This is a genomic window from Actinoplanes sp. CA-051413 (assembly GCF_050955795.1).
Classification (GTDB): Bacteria; Actinomycetota; Actinomycetes; order Mycobacteriales; family Micromonosporaceae; genus Actinoplanes.
The window spans coordinates 3,660,400-3,675,616 of sequence record NZ_CP192100.1 but is presented as its reverse complement, the minus strand read 5'-3'; the positions used below and the strand labels follow the sequence as shown (position 1 = coordinate 3,675,616).

The 15,217-nt window shown below is 70.1% G+C and carries 15 protein-coding genes; 3 read left to right on the top strand and 12 right to left on the bottom strand.

Annotated features, from left to right (window positions below; genetic code table 11):
• Positions 1–123 precede the first annotated feature (123 nt).
• The 4 genes from ACQP2Y_RS17125 to rph form a co-directional block, all read right to left on the bottom strand.
• Positions 124–900: an amino acid ABC transporter ATP-binding protein gene (locus tag ACQP2Y_RS17125; protein WP_433729318.1), complete on the bottom strand. Its 777-nt coding sequence runs from the start codon at positions 898–900 to the stop codon at positions 124–126.
• A gap of 5 nt (positions 901–905) precedes the next feature.
• Entirely contained in the window at positions 906–1,694 is a 789-nt protein-coding gene (locus ACQP2Y_RS17120) for an amino acid ABC transporter permease (protein ID WP_433729316.1), read from the bottom strand.
• A gap of 14 nt (positions 1,695–1,708) precedes the next feature.
• Positions 1,709–2,533, bottom strand: a complete 825-nt coding sequence (locus ACQP2Y_RS17115) for an ABC transporter substrate-binding protein (protein ID WP_433729314.1) — start codon at positions 2,531–2,533, stop codon at positions 1,709–1,711.
• A 113-nt stretch (positions 2,534–2,646) separates the two neighbouring features.
• Positions 2,647–5,280: a rifamycin-inactivating phosphotransferase gene (gene rph, locus ACQP2Y_RS17110; RefSeq protein WP_433729312.1), complete on the bottom strand. Its 2,634-nt coding sequence runs from the start codon at positions 5,278–5,280 to the stop codon at positions 2,647–2,649.
• Positions 5,281–5,479: 199 nt separating this feature from the next.
• Between rph and ACQP2Y_RS17105 the strand changes: the two genes are divergently transcribed.
• Complete coding sequence (locus tag ACQP2Y_RS17105; protein ID WP_433729310.1) at positions 5,480–5,995, top strand: SigE family RNA polymerase sigma factor; 516 nt, start codon at positions 5,480–5,482, stop codon at positions 5,993–5,995.
• A complete protein-coding gene (locus ACQP2Y_RS17100) occupies positions 5,992–6,984 on the top strand; it encodes a hypothetical protein (RefSeq protein WP_433729308.1) in 993 nt (330 codons plus the stop codon). Before ACQP2Y_RS17105 ends, ACQP2Y_RS17100 begins: the two co-directional genes overlap by 4 nt.
• Before the next feature lie 120 nt (positions 6,985–7,104).
• Here ACQP2Y_RS17100 and ACQP2Y_RS17095 read toward each other — a convergent pair whose 3' ends face one another.
• From ACQP2Y_RS17095 to ACQP2Y_RS17080, 4 genes are read right to left on the bottom strand one after another with little or no spacing between them, the layout of a single operon-like run.
• Positions 7,105–8,286, bottom strand: a complete 1,182-nt coding sequence (locus ACQP2Y_RS17095; RefSeq protein ID WP_433729306.1) for an alpha/beta hydrolase family protein — start codon at positions 8,284–8,286, stop codon at positions 7,105–7,107.
• Positions 8,286–8,639, bottom strand: coding sequence for a transcriptional regulator (locus tag ACQP2Y_RS17090; RefSeq protein ID WP_433729304.1), 354 nt, complete (start codon positions 8,637–8,639; stop codon positions 8,286–8,288). The genes ACQP2Y_RS17095 and ACQP2Y_RS17090 overlap by 1 nt, the downstream gene beginning before the upstream one ends.
• Complete coding sequence (locus tag ACQP2Y_RS17085) at positions 8,636–9,313, bottom strand: hypothetical protein (RefSeq protein WP_433729302.1); 678 nt, start codon at positions 9,311–9,313, stop codon at positions 8,636–8,638. The genes ACQP2Y_RS17090 and ACQP2Y_RS17085 overlap by 4 nt, the downstream gene beginning before the upstream one ends.
• A gap of 32 nt (positions 9,314–9,345) precedes the next feature.
• Positions 9,346–9,468: a hypothetical protein gene (locus tag ACQP2Y_RS17080; RefSeq protein ID WP_433729300.1), complete on the bottom strand. Its 123-nt coding sequence runs from the start codon at positions 9,466–9,468 to the stop codon at positions 9,346–9,348.
• 361 nt (positions 9,469–9,829) lie between these two features.
• Between ACQP2Y_RS17080 and ACQP2Y_RS17075 the strand changes: the two genes are divergently transcribed.
• The gene (locus ACQP2Y_RS17075) at positions 9,830–11,197 is read left to right on the top strand and encodes an endo-1,4-beta-xylanase (RefSeq protein ID WP_433729298.1); all 1,368 of its coding nucleotides are present in this window, start codon (positions 9,830–9,832) and stop codon (positions 11,195–11,197) included.
• Positions 11,198–11,211: 14 nt separating this feature from the next.
• Here the strand turns inward: ACQP2Y_RS17075 and ACQP2Y_RS17070 are convergent, their stop codons facing one another.
• Genes ACQP2Y_RS17070 through ACQP2Y_RS17055 form a run of 4 tightly spaced genes read right to left on the bottom strand, consistent with a single transcriptional unit; the run spans position 11,212 to position 15,206 of the window.
• Entirely contained in the window at positions 11,212–12,087 is an 876-nt protein-coding gene (locus ACQP2Y_RS17070; protein WP_433729296.1) for an SGNH/GDSL hydrolase family protein, read from the bottom strand.
• Positions 12,084–12,908 carry a carbohydrate ABC transporter permease gene (locus ACQP2Y_RS17065; RefSeq protein ID WP_433729294.1) on the bottom strand — a complete coding sequence of 275 codons (825 nt, stop codon included), beginning with the start codon at positions 12,906–12,908 and terminating at the stop codon, positions 12,084–12,086. The genes ACQP2Y_RS17070 and ACQP2Y_RS17065 overlap by 4 nt, the downstream gene beginning before the upstream one ends.
• Complete coding sequence (locus ACQP2Y_RS17060) at positions 12,905–13,831, bottom strand: carbohydrate ABC transporter permease (RefSeq protein ID WP_433729292.1); 927 nt, start codon at positions 13,829–13,831, stop codon at positions 12,905–12,907. Before ACQP2Y_RS17060 ends, ACQP2Y_RS17065 begins: the two co-directional genes overlap by 4 nt.
• A gap of 4 nt (positions 13,832–13,835) precedes the next feature.
• Positions 13,836–15,206 (bottom strand): ABC transporter substrate-binding protein, encoded by a 1,371-nt coding sequence (locus tag ACQP2Y_RS17055; protein ID WP_433729290.1) that lies wholly within the window; start codon positions 15,204–15,206, stop codon positions 13,836–13,838.
• Between the last annotated feature and the right edge of the window lie 11 nt (positions 15,207–15,217).

Genomic DNA, 15,217 nt, shown 5'->3' with positions numbered 1-15,217 from the left:
CGAGGGTCGACGACCATCGATGTCTGGGAACGCTAGGCTCCTTCTGCACCAAAGTCCACAACTTTGGTTAAGGAGCTATGAACTTTTGCATTTCTCTTCAGAAGTCACCCAGTTCTTCAGAAGTCAGTCGGTGAGGTGGGCGCCGATCTCCGACTCGCTGACCCGGGTGGGCTCCAGCACCCGGTGCAGGAACTCGCGGGTGCGCTCCTCGCGGGGGCTCCCGAACACCGTGGCGGGCGGGCCCTGCTCGACGATCACCCCGTCGTCCATGAAGACGACGCGCGCGGCGACCTCCCGGGCGAACGCCATCTCGTGGGTGACCACCAGCATGGTCATGCCCTCGGCGGCCAGGCCCCGCATGACCGCGAGCACCTCGCCGACCAGCTCGGGGTCGAGGGCGCTGGTCGGCTCGTCGAAGAGCATCAGCTGCGGGTCCATCGCCAGGGCCCGGGCGATGGCGACCCGCTGCTGCTGGCCGCCGGACAGCTGCGCGGGATACGCATCGGCCTTGTCGGCGAGACCGACCCGGTCCAGGTTCACCGAGGCGATCCGGCCGGCCTCGGCCCGGCTGCGCCTGAGGACCCGGCGCTGCGCGATGGTGACGTTCTCCCGGACCGTCAGGTGACCGAACAGGTTGAACTGCTGGAAGACCATGCCGATGCCGCGGCGGACGGCGTCGATGTCGCAGTCCGGGTCGGTCACCTCGACGCCGGCCACCCGGATCGTGCCGGCGCTGGGCTCCTCCAGCAGATTCACACAGCGCAGCAGCGTGGACTTGCCGGAGCCGGACGGGCCGATGACACAGACGACCTCGCCCGGATCGACCGAGAGGTCGATGCCGCGCAGCACCTCCAGCTGGCCGAAGGACTTGTGCAAACCGGCGATCTCGATGGTGGACATCGTGCTCACCTCTCTCTCCGGGCCCGGCGCTCCAGCCCGCGGACCAGCTGGGACAGCGGCAGGGTGATCACGAGATAGAGCAGACCGGCCACCACCAGCGGGGTCGGGTTGACCCGCGTGTTGAGCGCGTCGCCGGCGAACTTGGTCAGCTCGATCGTCGTCGAGGTCACGCCGAGGACGTAGACCAGCGAGGTGTCCTTGGTCAGCAGGATGATCTCGTTGGTCAGCGGCGGGATGACGATCCGGAACGCCTGCGGCAGCACGATGGAGATCATCGCGCGGGTGTGCGACATGCCGAGCGTACGGGCGGCCTCGAGCTGCCCCTTGGGCACCGCCTGGATGCCGGCCCGAATGGTCTCCGCCATGTAGGCGGCGGCCGTCAGGCCGAGACCGACGGTCACCGAGCCGTAGACCCCGCCGGGGATCTCCCGGTCCGGAAAGGCCAGCGGCACACCGTAGCCGACCATGAACAACACCAGCAGCGCGGGCAGGCCGCGGAACAGCTCGATGTAGGCGGTGGCGAGCCACCTGTACGGCAAAATCGACGACAGCCGCATCAGGGCCAGGACCAGCCCGACCGTGAGACCGAAGACGAACGCCAGCAACGTGTACGTGATGGTGTTGCGCAGCGCGACGGTGATCGCCTGGGGGAACATGCTCCCGGCGACGTCGAGCCGGAAGAACGCCTCGGACAGCCGGCCCCAGTCCGCGGCGCTCACTGCGGCCACGATCACCAGCGCGAAGACGACATAGCCGGCGACGCGGACCATCCGCTGCCGCCGGCGACGGCTCATGACCATGGCGTGGATCAACCGACCGGCTTCTCGCCGATCCAGCTCTTGTAGATCTTGTCGTACGTGCCGTCGGACCGCGACGCCGCGAGGGCCTCGTTGACGACCTTGAGCAGCGCCGCGTTGCCCTTCTTGACCGCGAAGCCGTACTGCTCGCCGGTGTCGAAGCCGGTCGCGACGACGACCTTGCCCGGGTTGGCCTTGATGTACTCGTTCCACACCGGCAGGTCGTTGACGGCCGCGACGATCTGGTTGGTGGCCAGCGCCTGCTGGAGCGCGGCGAGGTCGCGGTAGGACACCACCTCGATGTCCAGCTTCTTCTCCTTGACCTGGGCGTTGATGTACTCCTCGCCGGTGGTCCCGCCCTGCACGCCGAGCCGCTTGCCGGCCAGCTCCTCCAGCGTCTTGACCTCCTTGCCGGTGAGCACGGCGAGCGCCTGGGTGGCGTCGAAGTACGGCTCGGAGAAGTCGAGCACGCGCTTGCGCTCCTCGGTGATGGTCATGCCGGCCGCGGCGATGTCGCACTTGCCGGCGTTGAGGTCGGAGCCGGACTTGATGCCCTCGAACGGCGTGTCCACGACCTCCTGGGTCACCTTGAGCTTGGCGGCGACCAGGTCGACGAGCGCGACGTCGAAGCCGACGACCTTGCCGGCCGCGTCCTTGGACTGGAACGGCGCGTACGGAAGGTGGGTGCACGTGGTGAGCACGCCGGCCTTCACGAGCGCCACGCCGGTGTCGGTGGTGCCCCCGGTGTCCTCTTTGGCGCAGCCGGCAACGCCGCTGATCGTCAGCACCGCGGCGGCCGCGAGGGCCGCCGCGCGACTCTGTCCCTGCATGTTCATGGTTTTTCTCCCCGGTCCCGGCCCACGCCCGCGGCGGGCGATGCCAGGTTAGTCCAGGACGATCAAAAACATCTATGCCCTACGGGAGGACGAGGTCTTCGACACAACGATCTTCAGGACAGCAGCTCGACGTAGCCGTCGGTGCCGTGCACACGGATCCGCTGGCCGTCGCGGATGAGCCGGGTGGCCTGCGGCACGGCGACGACGGCCGGCAGGCCGTACTCCCGGGCGATCACCGCGCCGTGGGTCATCTGGCCCCCCACCTCGGTCACCAGGCCCGCGATCCCGACGAACAGCGGCGACCAGCTCGGGTCCGTGAAGGACGTGACCAGGATGTCGCCCGCCTCCAGGTCGGCCTGCGCCAGGTCGAGGACGACGCGGGCCCGGCCCTCGACCGTTCCGCCGGAGACCGGCAGCCCGGCCAGGGCATCGGCCGGCAGGTCGGCGCGCCGGTACGAGCCCAGGACCGCCTCACCGTCCGAGGTCAGCACCCGCGGCGTCGTGAGCGCCTGGTACGCCCGGAACTCCTCCGTGCGCTGCGGGACGAGCCGGTCGTCCACCCGGTGCGTCCGTACGACGTCGTGGAGCTCCTGGAAGGTGAGGTAGTAGATGTCCTCCTTGCCGGCGAGCACACCGGCCCGCACGAGGCGCTCGGCTTCGTCCAGCAGAGCCTGCTTGTAGAGGAAGTAGCGGCAGATGATGCCGTACTTGGGGTACTCGCGGTAGCCGATGAAGGTGCGGACCCGGTCGATCATCCGCTCGGTCTCGGCGGCCTTCTGCTCGCCGTCCGGCAACGCGCGCAGGCGTTCGAGCACCTCCTGGGCCTTCTCCTCCGCCTGCTGCCGCCCCTGCTCGAAGCGCCGCGCGGCGGCACCGGGCTCGAAGTTGCGGACATTGTCGAGGATGACCGGCACGAGCGTGGCCGGTCGCTCCCGCCAGCGTGGCCGGGTGATGTCGATCTCGCCGACACAGCGCATGCCGTACCGGTCGAGGTAGGTCTCGATGGCGTCACGCGCCTCGGTCCCGCCCGCGAGCTTGGGCAGCTCGTCCAGGAACCCCTCGTCCTCGACACCCCGCAGGAACGCCACCACCTCCGGGTACGGGCGGATCACGTCGGCGACGTCCAGCAGCGCCAGGCCCATCTCCGAAGTGATGTTGCCCGGGGCGGACAAGGTCAGGGTGTCGGCCGCGTTCTTCTCGCCCAGCCACTCCTGCAGCCGGTCGTTGAGCCACCAGGTGGCCTCCATGCCCGCCATGATCGCCTGGATGCTCACCGGATCACTGAGGACCCGCTTGTGCTCCTCGAACGCCTCCAGCAGGAAGTCGAACAGCGCCGGTCCGGTCTTCGTACGGATATCGCGCCGCAGGGCGGCGACGGACGCCTCGCTGCGAGCAATCAGCTCGGTGACGACAGCCGGGTCGGTCTCGATCGGGGCCGGCCCGGCACCGGCCGGCGGCCGGCCCGGACCCGCGTCCGGGGACATCGGGACGAAGCCGCGGCTGAGGACCGTCTCCAGCGCGTCCCGGGTCAGCGGATCGGACCGGGCCGCCATGTCCAGCAGGCCGGTGCGGCCCGCGGGCGTGGCCAGGGCCCGGGTGACGTCGACGAACAGCCGCCCGCCGGCCTGGTGCATCGGCGCCATGGCCGTCAGCTGCCACATGGACCAGCCCAGGGGCCGCATCGCGTCGGTCATCATCTGCTGGTGACCGACGGACATGTACACGCGGTTCACCTGGTCATCGCCGGCGGGGACGGGGAACAGCGTCGTGATCGGGCGGCTCTGCACGATCCGGAAGCCGTCCTCGGCCAGGCACCACTCGATGTCCTGCGGGCGGCCGAAGTGGGCCTCGATCCGCCGTCCCAGCCGTACGAGTTCCAGGACCTGCGCGTCCGTCAGCGCGGGCTGCTCCTGCCGGGATGAATCGATCGCCACCTGCTGCGTACCGCCGCCGGGCAGGGCCTGCACGGCCCGCTCTTTTGCGGCGATCGTCCGGGACACGATCTCGTCCCGGCGCACCTTGTAGACGTCCGGGTTGACCAGGCCGGAGACCAGGGCCTCGCCGAGGCCGAAGCCCGCGTCCACGGTGGCGGCCGTCCGGTCACCGGTGACCGGGTCGGCGGTGAACAGGATGCCGGAGGCCTGCGGGAACACCATCCGCTGCACCACCACGGCCATGGCGACCGTACGGTCGTCGATGCCGTTGCGCCGGCGGTAGATCACCGCCCGTTCGGTGAACAGGGAAGCCCAGCACCGGCTGATGTGCTCCAGAATTGCGGCGGGCCCCACCACGTTCAGGTACGTGTCCTGCTGGCCGGCGAAGGACGCTGTGGGCAGGTCCTCCGCCGTCGCGCTGGACCGTACGGCGTAGGCGGCCTGCTCGCCGTGCTCGGCGAGCGCGCGGGTGATGTTCGCCGCGAGCTCCTCGGGGACGGCGATCCCTTCGATGGTCCGGCGGATCTCCGCGCTCAGGGTGCGGATCGCATCCCGGTCGTCCGGGTCCAGAGCCGACAGCTGAACGAGCTGGTCGTCGATGGACGGCACTGCCACCCGGCGGAACGCGTCCGTCGTCACGCAGAAGCCGGCCGGCACTCGGACGCCGTCGAGCTGGGACAACGCTCCCAGCTGCGCGCCCTTGCCACCGGCCACCGCGCCCTGCGTCCCGTCGATCCGGTCGAGATCAAGCACGTACCGCCCGGTCACAGCGGCAGCCCATCGGCCGACAACATACGCACGTGGTGTCCCCATTTCCGCAGGTGGTGGTCTCGGCGGACGATTGTGCGCCACCACCGGGGTCTTGCCGCAAGCCCCCCGGTCCGCTATACGTTAGAAGTGGCAGGGAGATGTCTCCTTGCCTTTTGCTTTTTCTCCCGCGCGCCGCTGTCTCCCGGGCGTCGAAGAGGGGGGAACCATCGGTCGGGTCCAGGGCCCTTACTCCGGTATGGGCTTGCTCCGCGGTGCGGGACCCGCCGGCTACGAGGACTTCGTCGCCGGCCGGTACCGCGAGATCGTTCGCTTCGGCGCGCTGCTGGCCGGGGACAGCCGGCTGGGTGAGGACCTCGCTCAGGAGGGGCTGATCGCGGCGTACCGGTCGTGGTCCCGGCTGGGCGCGCCCGACGGGCGACCGGAGGCGTACGTCCGGCAGGTGATGATCCGGGCCGCGATGCGGGCCCGGCGCCGGCGCTGGCGCGGCGAGGTGCCGACCGAGCAGCTGCCGGACACCTCACGCCGAGGTTTCACGGAGCAGGTTGACCTCAGCGTGCAGGTGTTCGCCAGCCTGCGCCGGCTGCCCGCCGACCAGCGGGTGGTGCTCGTGCTGCGGTTCTGGGCCGACGCCTCCGAGGCTGAGGTGGCGCAGACCCTCGGCATCGCGGTGGGCACGGTCAAGAGCCGCACGTCCCGCGCCCTGGCGGCGTTGCGCGCCAGTGGACTGTTCGTCGAATCCGCCCGGGAGACGCCGTGAACACCAGCCAAGTCAACGAACTCCTCGATCGCGCGGCCACCTCCGTGACGCCGTCCGAGACCGACCCGGCGGCCCGGATGCTCAGCCTCGGGCGGCGCAGTGTCCGGCGCCGCCGCGCCTGGAAAGCTGCCGCCTCCGCCGCCTTGGCCGTTCTGACCCTGCCCGTCGTTCTCACCGTCGTGGGCCGGTCGGACATCGACGGGCAGTCGGGAAGCGCGGTGACCTTCGGCGGGGTGTCGGTCGTCGTGCCGGAGGGCTGGCGGACGAGCACGGTGCAAGCCTTCAACGCGTGCACCGCCGAGCCGCGCACCGTCTACCTCGCCGCCCAGTGGGACTTCATGCCGTCGAATCCTGTCCCTCCCGGGGGCGGTCTCGTCGTCTGCCGGTCGGACGGTGAGCCGTGGATGGCTCTCGTGGAGCGGGGGGTCAGCCCGTCCCTCGGTCCGGAGCAGCTGGTGGTCCGGGACGAGCAGCTGCTCCAGGTGCAACAGGCCAGCACCCTCGGGGTCACCTCCACCTGGACGTACCGGCCCTACACGGCCCCGATCGAGGCGACGGCGGCCCTCATCTCGGGTGACGAGAAGCGTCGCGAGCAGTTGCTCGACCGCATCACCTGGCCCGCTCCCCCAGCGCCCCCGGCCTCCGGCGGCCTGCGGTTGCCCGCCCGGATCACCAGCGCCACCGCCGACGCGCCGCCCAGCAACGGCATGAGGGTGGCGACGGACGCCAAGACGCTGAACCGGATCCGGGCCGCCCTCACCGAGCTGCGCGACCCGGTGCCCGCCGGCCAGGAATGCGTCCTGCGCGGGTCCGAGGCGGTCGGCATCAGCATCGGCGAGGTCACCGTGGTGCTGGGCGACAAGAACTGCCCGCAGGCGATCTCGACCGGCGGCGGCCGGGTCCGGGTCCCGGCCGGCCTCGGCGTGGAGCTGCTCGGCCTCATCGTGGCGAGCGACAACGCCGCGACCGAACGGGCCACCAAAGACTGACCCGAGCCGCTCGGTCGGGCTGAGCACCCTCAGGTCTGGCTGAGGATGCTCAGGTCCGGCTGAGGATGCCCAGGTCCGGCTGAGCAACCTCAGGTCCGGCTGAGGACCCTCAGGTCCGGCTCAGGGCAGGAAACGCACCTCGGGGAAGGCCCGGCTCGGGCCGTCGAGCAGGTGCCCCCGGCGGCCGCGGAGGTGCAGCTCGAAGAAGGCGAGCGGGTACGCCTGCTGGATCCGTACCGCCCGGGCCGGGTCGAGGGTGCCGATCCAGCCGGCGAGCTCTTCGTCGCTCATCCCGGTGATGGTCGCCAGCTGCGGGAGCAGCCACTGGTGGTCGCAGTACGACCCGTGCAGCGCGCCGTCCGCCTGCACGTTGAGCCGCCAGCCCCGCAGCAGCGACCAGAACTCCTCGACGCTCGGCTCGGCGGCCCGGTTGAACTCGGCGGTCATCAGCATGAACGGCCGGTCGAGCCCGGTCACCGGCGGCTGCGACTGCATCGGCCCGTCGAGGCTGAGCCCGGCCCGCACCCGCCGGTCGGTGTTCATGACCAGGGCGGTGGCCGTCGCCCCCTTCGACCAGCCGAACATGCCGATCCGACGCGGATCGAGCGTGGCCCCCAGGCCGGCCGGCAACCGGCGGCGCCCGGCGTCGGGATTGCGTCCGGCGACGAGGTCCTCGATCCGGTCGAGCACGAAGCGGACGTCGTTCGCGTGATCCCACGGCGTGACCGATACGTCGTCGTCGGGCATGGTGAGCCGGCCGTCGGGGAACTCGCTGTACGAGTCGTACGGATGGTCCACTGTGACCACGGCGTACCCGTGACTGACCAGTTCCTGCACCACGATGGTGGTCTCCGACCGGTGACCGCCGGAGCCGTGGGAGAACACGATCACGGGCCGCCGGTCCGCTGCCCGCAGCACGGGCGCCCCCTCATGCCCAGCCGTGCGGGGCCCCGCCGCGACCTCGGGATCGAAGCCGTTGCCCGCCAGCAGGGCCCGCAACGGCGCGGCGGTCATCCACGGCGCCACCGGATGACTCCGGGCGCCGGGAGCAGCGGGATACCAGAGACTGATCATCAGCTCCCGGTGCAGCCCCCGCCCGGCAACGGGGTCCGGGCGGGACCGGTCGACCAGGTGCAAAGACACGGTGCCGATCCGGTGCGGCCCGGTGGGTGCGGGCAGCGTCAGCCGTACGGGGCCGGGCACGGCCTGGGCTGCTCGGACATGGCCGGCGCCGAGCGGCACGGCGACGCCGGTCGCGAGCGCGGCGGTGAGCAGGTGCCGGCGGGTCAGGGCGGTGGTCATCAGTCCTCCGGGGTGTCGGTGCTCTCGATCTGGGTGATGAGCAGCTTCAGCCGCTTGATCTCCTCGGCGAGCGCGGTGCTGCCCGCGGCGGTCAACGTGACCCAGGTGCGGCCGCGCCGGCCCTCGTAGCCCTTCTCCACGTCGATGAGGCTCGCCATCTCCAACACGCTCAAGTGCTTGGAAAGGTTGCCGGCGGTCAGATCCAACTGACTGCGGAGGTAGCCGAACTCGACCCGGCGCGCCTCGTGGGTGATGGCGAGAATCCCCAGCCGCACCCGCTGGTGCACGACCTCGTCCAGCCCGGTGACCGGATGCCCGGACGACTCCTGCGGCTCCGGCGCCTCGGTGGTCACCGGTGCCGCCGGCGGGCCACCGCGAAGCCGGTCGCACCCAGCAGCAGCACGATGCCGCAGATGACCTGCGGGATCGCGAAGTCGGCCCGGATGCCCCAGGAGGTCCCCCAGCCCTCGTTGGTGGGCAACGTCAGCGCCACGGCAAGGTATCCGAGGGTGAACAGGAGCAACGCGACGTTGCGCTCCACCCGGGCCAGCACCAGCAGCGCGACCCCGATGACCCCCCACGGCGCGATCAGCCGGTCCACCACGAGCACCCAGGACGGGAATTGCACCGGATGGTCCGGGAAGTACAGGGCGGCCGCCACCCACGCGGCGGTGAACAGAACGGTCAGAGCGGCGCCGGTGATCGCGTACGGCAGCACCCGGGCGCCCAGCCCCCGCGCCCGCGCGGCCCGGATGTAGCTGACGGTGATCCCTGCGTACGCCAGCAGGAGCGCGGGTGGCCAGTAGAAGAGCACGCCGCGCCGGGCGAACTCGCAGCTGCCGTCCGCGGCGCAGTTCAAGCGCATGCCGAACCAGTCGAACGGGATGCCGACCAGGGTCACCACGCCCAGCACCAGGAGCGCCAGCCAGGTCAGGCGCTGGTCCAGGCGTACGCGGTGGGTCAGGCCCCGGACGTCCGACAAGAGCCGGCGGGGGTCGCCGCCGGCGGACATCGATTCAGTGGTCATGCCAACAGGTTTCCACAGCAAACCAATTTGCGCTAGCTCTCACTCGCGGCGAACGGCTGGAACGTGCCGACGAGCGTCTGCGGGTCCACGCCGAGGCCGAGCTTGGAAGCGAGGAACGGGTCACCGCGGTGCTCGTGGGCTCTGACCGGGGACATCTCGCCTCGAGCGTTCCAGGCGGCGGCGTCGGGTCGACCGCAGCGGCCCGGACGACCTTCCCAGCCGGGCTGGATCATCCCGACAATCCGATATCGCATTCCGGACCATCAATGTCGGAAATCCAGGAACTGTTATGGCCGGCGCGCCGCGAAAGTCGCAACAGTACGCGGCAATCCGCCCACGACCCGCTGACCAGGAACAACGAAAGACATCGAAGGATGCCACTTGAATGCGCGGAAACAATCTGGCAATCTCTCGAATCAGGCTGTTAACGTTCTCATCTTTTTCGTGGCCGCTGCCGGGACACATCGGTCCCCCGCCATTCACCGTCCTCGCCGCGCCGGAAAGGCACACCTCCTCATGAAGCTCCGAACCTCCTCAGGAAAACGACGCACGCTGCTGCTCTCCGCAGCGACCGCGGGTGTGGTCGTCGCCGCCAGCATCGCGGTAGTCGGCACCGCCGAGGCCGCCAGCACCCTGGGCGCCTCGGCGGCGCAGACCGGCCGTTACTTCGGTGCGGCGATCGCGGCCGGCCGGTTGGGTGATGCGACCTACACCCGGATCCTGAACAGCGAGTTCAACGCGGTCACCCCCGAGAACGAGATGAAGTGGGACGCCACCGAACCCGCCCGGGGCAGCTTCAACTACAACGGCGGCGACCGCATCCTCAACCAAGGTGTTGCCATGGGCGCCAAAGTCCGCGGCCACGCCCTGCTCTGGCACGCCCAGCAACCCGGCTGGGCCCAATCACTGACCGGCAGCACCCTGCGCAGCGCCGCGATCAACCACGTCACCCAGGTCGCCACCCACTACAAGGGCAAAATCTACGCCTGGGACGTGGTCAACGAAGCCTTCGCCGACGGCGGCAGCGGCGCCCGCCGCGACTCCAACCTGCAACGCACCGGCAACGACTGGATCGAAGCCGCGTTCCGCGCCGCCCGCGCCGCGGATCCCAACGCCAAGCTGTGTTACAACGACTACAACACCGACGGCATCAACGCCAAGTCGACCGGCATCTACACCATGGTCCGCGACTTCAAATCCCGCGGCGTCCCGATCGACTGCGTCGGCTTCCAGTCGCATCTGGGCACCACTATCGACTCGACGTATCAGGCGAACCTGCAACGCTTCGCCGACCTCGGTGTCGATGTGCAGATCACCGAACTCGATGTCCAGCAGGGCGGTAACCAGGCCAACATCTACGCCTCCGTCACCCGGGCCTGCCTGGCCGTCGCCCGCTGCACCGGCATCACCGTCTGGGGCATCCGCGACAGCGACTCCTGGCGCTCGGACAACCCGCTGCTGTTCGACGGCTCCGGCAACAAGAAAGCCGCCTACACCTCAGTGCTCAACGCCCTCAACGCCGGTGGCAACACCAATCCCACCACGCCGCCGGTCACTCCGCCGGTCACCACGTCGCCCCCGCCGCAGACCGGCTCGGGCTGCACCGCCACGGTCTCGCTGAACAGCTGGAACGGCGGCTACGTGGCCACCGTGCGGGTCACGGCCGGCTCGTCGGCGGTCAACGGCTGGACCGTCAATGTGACGCTGCCGTCCGGTGGCGCTGTCACCGGGACCTGGAGCGCGACCAACTCCGGCACGACCGGGACGGTCAGCTTCCGGAGTGTCGACTACAACCGCCAGGTCCCCGCTGGTGGCAGCACCGAGTTCGGGTTCCAGGGCACCGGCGCCGGCCCCGGCGCCACGCCCACCTGCACCGTCGGCTGAGCCGGCGATCGTGCTCACCCGGCCGTACCGGATGAACAAGCCGGTACGGCCGGGCGGCCCGCGGCGCCGGCCAGGTGCTGCACGACGGTGGCGAGGATGAGCCGCTGACCGGCCGGGGTCGGATGCACCCCGTCAGGCTCCAGTAGGTCCCCGGGCACCCGGGCCCACGTGACGTCGTGCAGGCCGATCGCCCGGCCGTCGATCCGGCGGACCCGGGCCGCGACGTCGGCCACCGCGGCCGCGTCCCAGCTCAACGGCAGGCCCGCGAAGAAGGCCCCGGCGGCCGGACCGTCGACGGCCGGTGGGGTGATGAGAGTGACGCCGGCCCTCAGCTCACGGGTGATGAGGTCGGCCAGCGCCCGCAGGTTGCGTTCGGTCTCCCGGCCGGTGGCCATGGAATATCCCGACGTCCGGCCGTGCCGCCGGGCATCGTTGGTGCCCAGCATCAGCAGCACGTGGGTGGGCCGGGCCGCTTCCAGCAGGTCGAAGCGTTCCAGCACATCGGCGGTCGTGTTGCCGCTGAGCCCGAGATTGCGCAGGGTGAAGCCGCCGGGACCGGCCGCCGCGACGGCCGCGGTGAGCATCTCGAACCAGCCGACCCGGTCCGCGGTGATCGAGTCGCCGACGGCCACGACGCGGTCATTGGCCCGGAAGGGCAGCGCCTCGATCGCCGCCCGCAGCCGGGCGTCCGCGAGCAGGTCCGCCGCGGCCCGGCCGGCCTCGGCCCGCAGGGCCTCGATCCCGGCGGCGACCTCCTCCGGGCGGATGGCCAGCATCCCGGCGAGCAGGTCGTGGTGCACGGTCGCGGCCACCGGGTGGCGGGCCAGCATCGGCCAGTTTTCCGTACGGGTGTAGCGCAGGAACTGCCTGCGGTCGTGGTCGGTGGTCATCCCTTGACCGAGCCCTGCAACAGAGCGGCGACGAAGCGGCGCTGGAAGATCAGGAAGATGGCCAGGGTCGGCGTCAGGATGAGCAGCGAGCCGGCGCACAGCAGCGGGATGTCCGTGCCCCACTGACCCTGGAACGCGCCGAGCGCACCGGCCATCGTGCGTTTCGCCGGATCGTCGACCAGCACGATGGCGAGCAGGAACTGGTTCCAGGTCCACAGGAACAGCAGGATGCCCAGCGACGTCAGGGCCGGCCGGGCCAGCGGCACGTGCACCCGCCAGAACAGCTGCCAGGTGTTCGCCCCGTCGATGCGCGCGGCCTCGGAGAGCTCGTCGGGCATGGTCACGAAGTGCGCGCGCATCCACAGCACCGAGAAGGGCATGAACAGGCCGATGAGCGGCAGGATGATGGCCCACCTGGTGTTCAGCAGGCCCATGTCGCGCACCTGGTAGTACAGCGGGGTGATCAGGCCCTCGAAGGGCAGGGTAAGTCCGAGGACGAAGACCAGGAAGCCGAGCCGGTGGCCCGGCATCCGCAGATGCCCGAAGGCGAAGCCGGCCATGGTGCCGAACACGATCGAGACCGGTACGACGCCGAGCACGATCAGCGCGCTCGACAGCAGCAGCCGTTCCATGTTCGCGGCCTGGAACGCGTCGGCGAAGTTGCCCCACTGCGGGCTGCTGGGCCAGGACAGCCCGTCCGGATAGGTCCCGGAGGGGTGCAGGGCGGTGACGAACAAGCTCACGAACGGCAGCACGGTCAGCACCATGAGCAGGACCAGCAGGACCCGCCCGGTCAGGGTCTCGCGACGGGTGACGATCATCGGGTGCCGTCCCTGGTGAGCCGTTGGATCGGGAGGACGCAGAGCAGGACCAGCACGGTCAGGGCGACGGCGAGCGCCGAGGCCATACCGACCTCCCGCTCGGCGAACGCAAGGTAGTAGATCTCCAGGCCGGGCACCATGGTGGCGTTGCCGGGGCCGCCCTGGGTGGAGACGTAGATGATGTCGAAGCTGGCCAGGGCGGAGATCACCGTGACCGTGACGCACACCCCGATCTCCTGGCGCAGGCCGGGCAGCGTGATCGAGCGGAACTCGCGGAACGGGCCGGCGCCGTCGAGCCGCGCCGCCTCGTACAGGGAATTGTCGATCTTGCTCATGCCGGCCAGCAGCAGCAAGGTGCACAGGCCGATCTGGACCCAGGCACCGATCACCCCGACCGCGGGCAGCGCGGTGCCGAAGTCACCGAGCCAGGCCCGGGTCAGCGAGCCCAGGCCGATGCCGGACAGCAGCTGGTTGATCAGGCCGGTGGTCGAGAGCAGCCAGGTCCACATGATGCCGGCGGCCACCAGCGGGATGACCTGGGGCAGGAACAGCACGGTCCGGGCGACCAGGGCCAGGCGGCTCTGGGCGATCTGCCGGATGGTCGCCGCGACCGCCAGTCCCAGCAGCACCGGCACGAAACTGAAGAACAGGATCAGCTCGAAGGCGTGCAGGATCGTGGCGGACAGCTCCGGGTCGGTGAACAGCCGGACGTAGTTGTCCAGGCCGATCCATTCGGCCGCGCCGATGCCGTTCCAGTCGTAGAAGGAGTACTGGACGGTGAGCAGCAGCGGGCGGATGACGAAGGTCAGGTAGACCACGACGGCGGGCAGGGCGAAGAGCCAGCCGAGCCAGGCCGAGCGGGGGCGTCGACGCCGCCCCCGCCCGGTGGCCGGTTCCGCCGTCACAGCGAGAGGTCCGGCCATCGGGTCAGCCCTTGACCTGACTCTCGTAATCCTTCTGCACCGCGGTCAGCAGGCCCTGCGGCGTCTGCTGACCGGCGGCCAGCTTCTGCAGCTGCGGCGTCCAGCTCTTGGCGTAGATGGCGCCGGTGGCGTTGGCGATGAAGTCCATGGCGCCGTTGTCCTTACCGATCGTCGCCCCGGCGGCCAGGGTGCTCGCCGTGACGGTGTCCTGGCCGACCGCGGGCATGTAGGCGTCGGTCGGGCCCATCGGGTGCGAGCCACCGACCTCCACGCCGATGTCGCGCGCCTTCTGGTCGGTGGCCACCCAGTTGAGGAAGAAGGCGGCGCAGTCGGCGTTCTTGCTCTTCGCGCTGATGCCGTACGTCAGCGGGGCCGACATCGCGGCCTGCTTGCCGCCGGCCTGCGCCGGAGGCATGAGGAAGAAGCCGGCGTTGCCGGCCATCTGCTTGTCGAGGTTGCCGGATTCCCAGTCGCCGCTGAAGATGAACAGGTTCTTCCCGCCGATGAAGCGGCTCATCATCATCGCGTAGTCCTGCGAGTTGATGTCCGGGGCCAGATAGCCCGCCTTGACCCACTTCTCCAGGTGCTGGGTGGCCTGCAGGTTGCTCGGCGTGTTGATGGTGGCGCCCTGCTTGTTGAAGATCCAGTCGTTGATCGGGGCGGTCTCGCCGTACGCCGCCATCAGGTTCTGCAGCGGGAACGCGAGCCCGCCGGTGGCGCCGCCGTTGAACTGGTTGATCGGGGTGATGCCGGCGTCCTTGGCCTTCTGCAGCACGGCGTCGAAGTCGGCCAGCGTCTGCGGCGGCTGGGTCATCCCGACCTGGGCGGCGAGCTTCTTGTTGTAGAAGATCCCGGTCATGCTGAAGTTGAGGCCCATCGCGTAGAGCGGGCCGGCCCCGCGCTCGCCGTTGCTGCCGAAGCGCATCTGTTCGAGCTGCGAGGCCGGCCACTTGTCCCAGCCGTACGCCGAGGCGTAGGTGTCCAGGTTCAGCAGCAGGTTGTCCTTGGCCAGCTCCGACATCTGCGGTATGCGCATGAGGTCCGGCGGGTCGTCGGACAGCACGCGCGGGGCGTTCTGGGTGATCACGGCAAACTGGTCCTCGCGGATGTCCCACTTGACGTTCGGGAACTGCGCGGTGAACGCGTCGGCCAGGGTCTTCGGCAGCGGGAAGCCGGTCTCGAAGTAGCCCTTCAGGGTCACCGGCTCGGTGCCGCAGGTCGTCTTGACGGCGGCCGGGGCGCTCGCGCCGGTGCTGGGGGCATCACCACCGGGCGCGCTGCACGCCGCCGCGGCGAGCGCACCGGACAGGGCAAGAATCGCGAACAGGGGCCGGGTACGACCGGCGGGGTGCCGGCCGGACGGGGTAAGGGTCATGAGCACTCCTC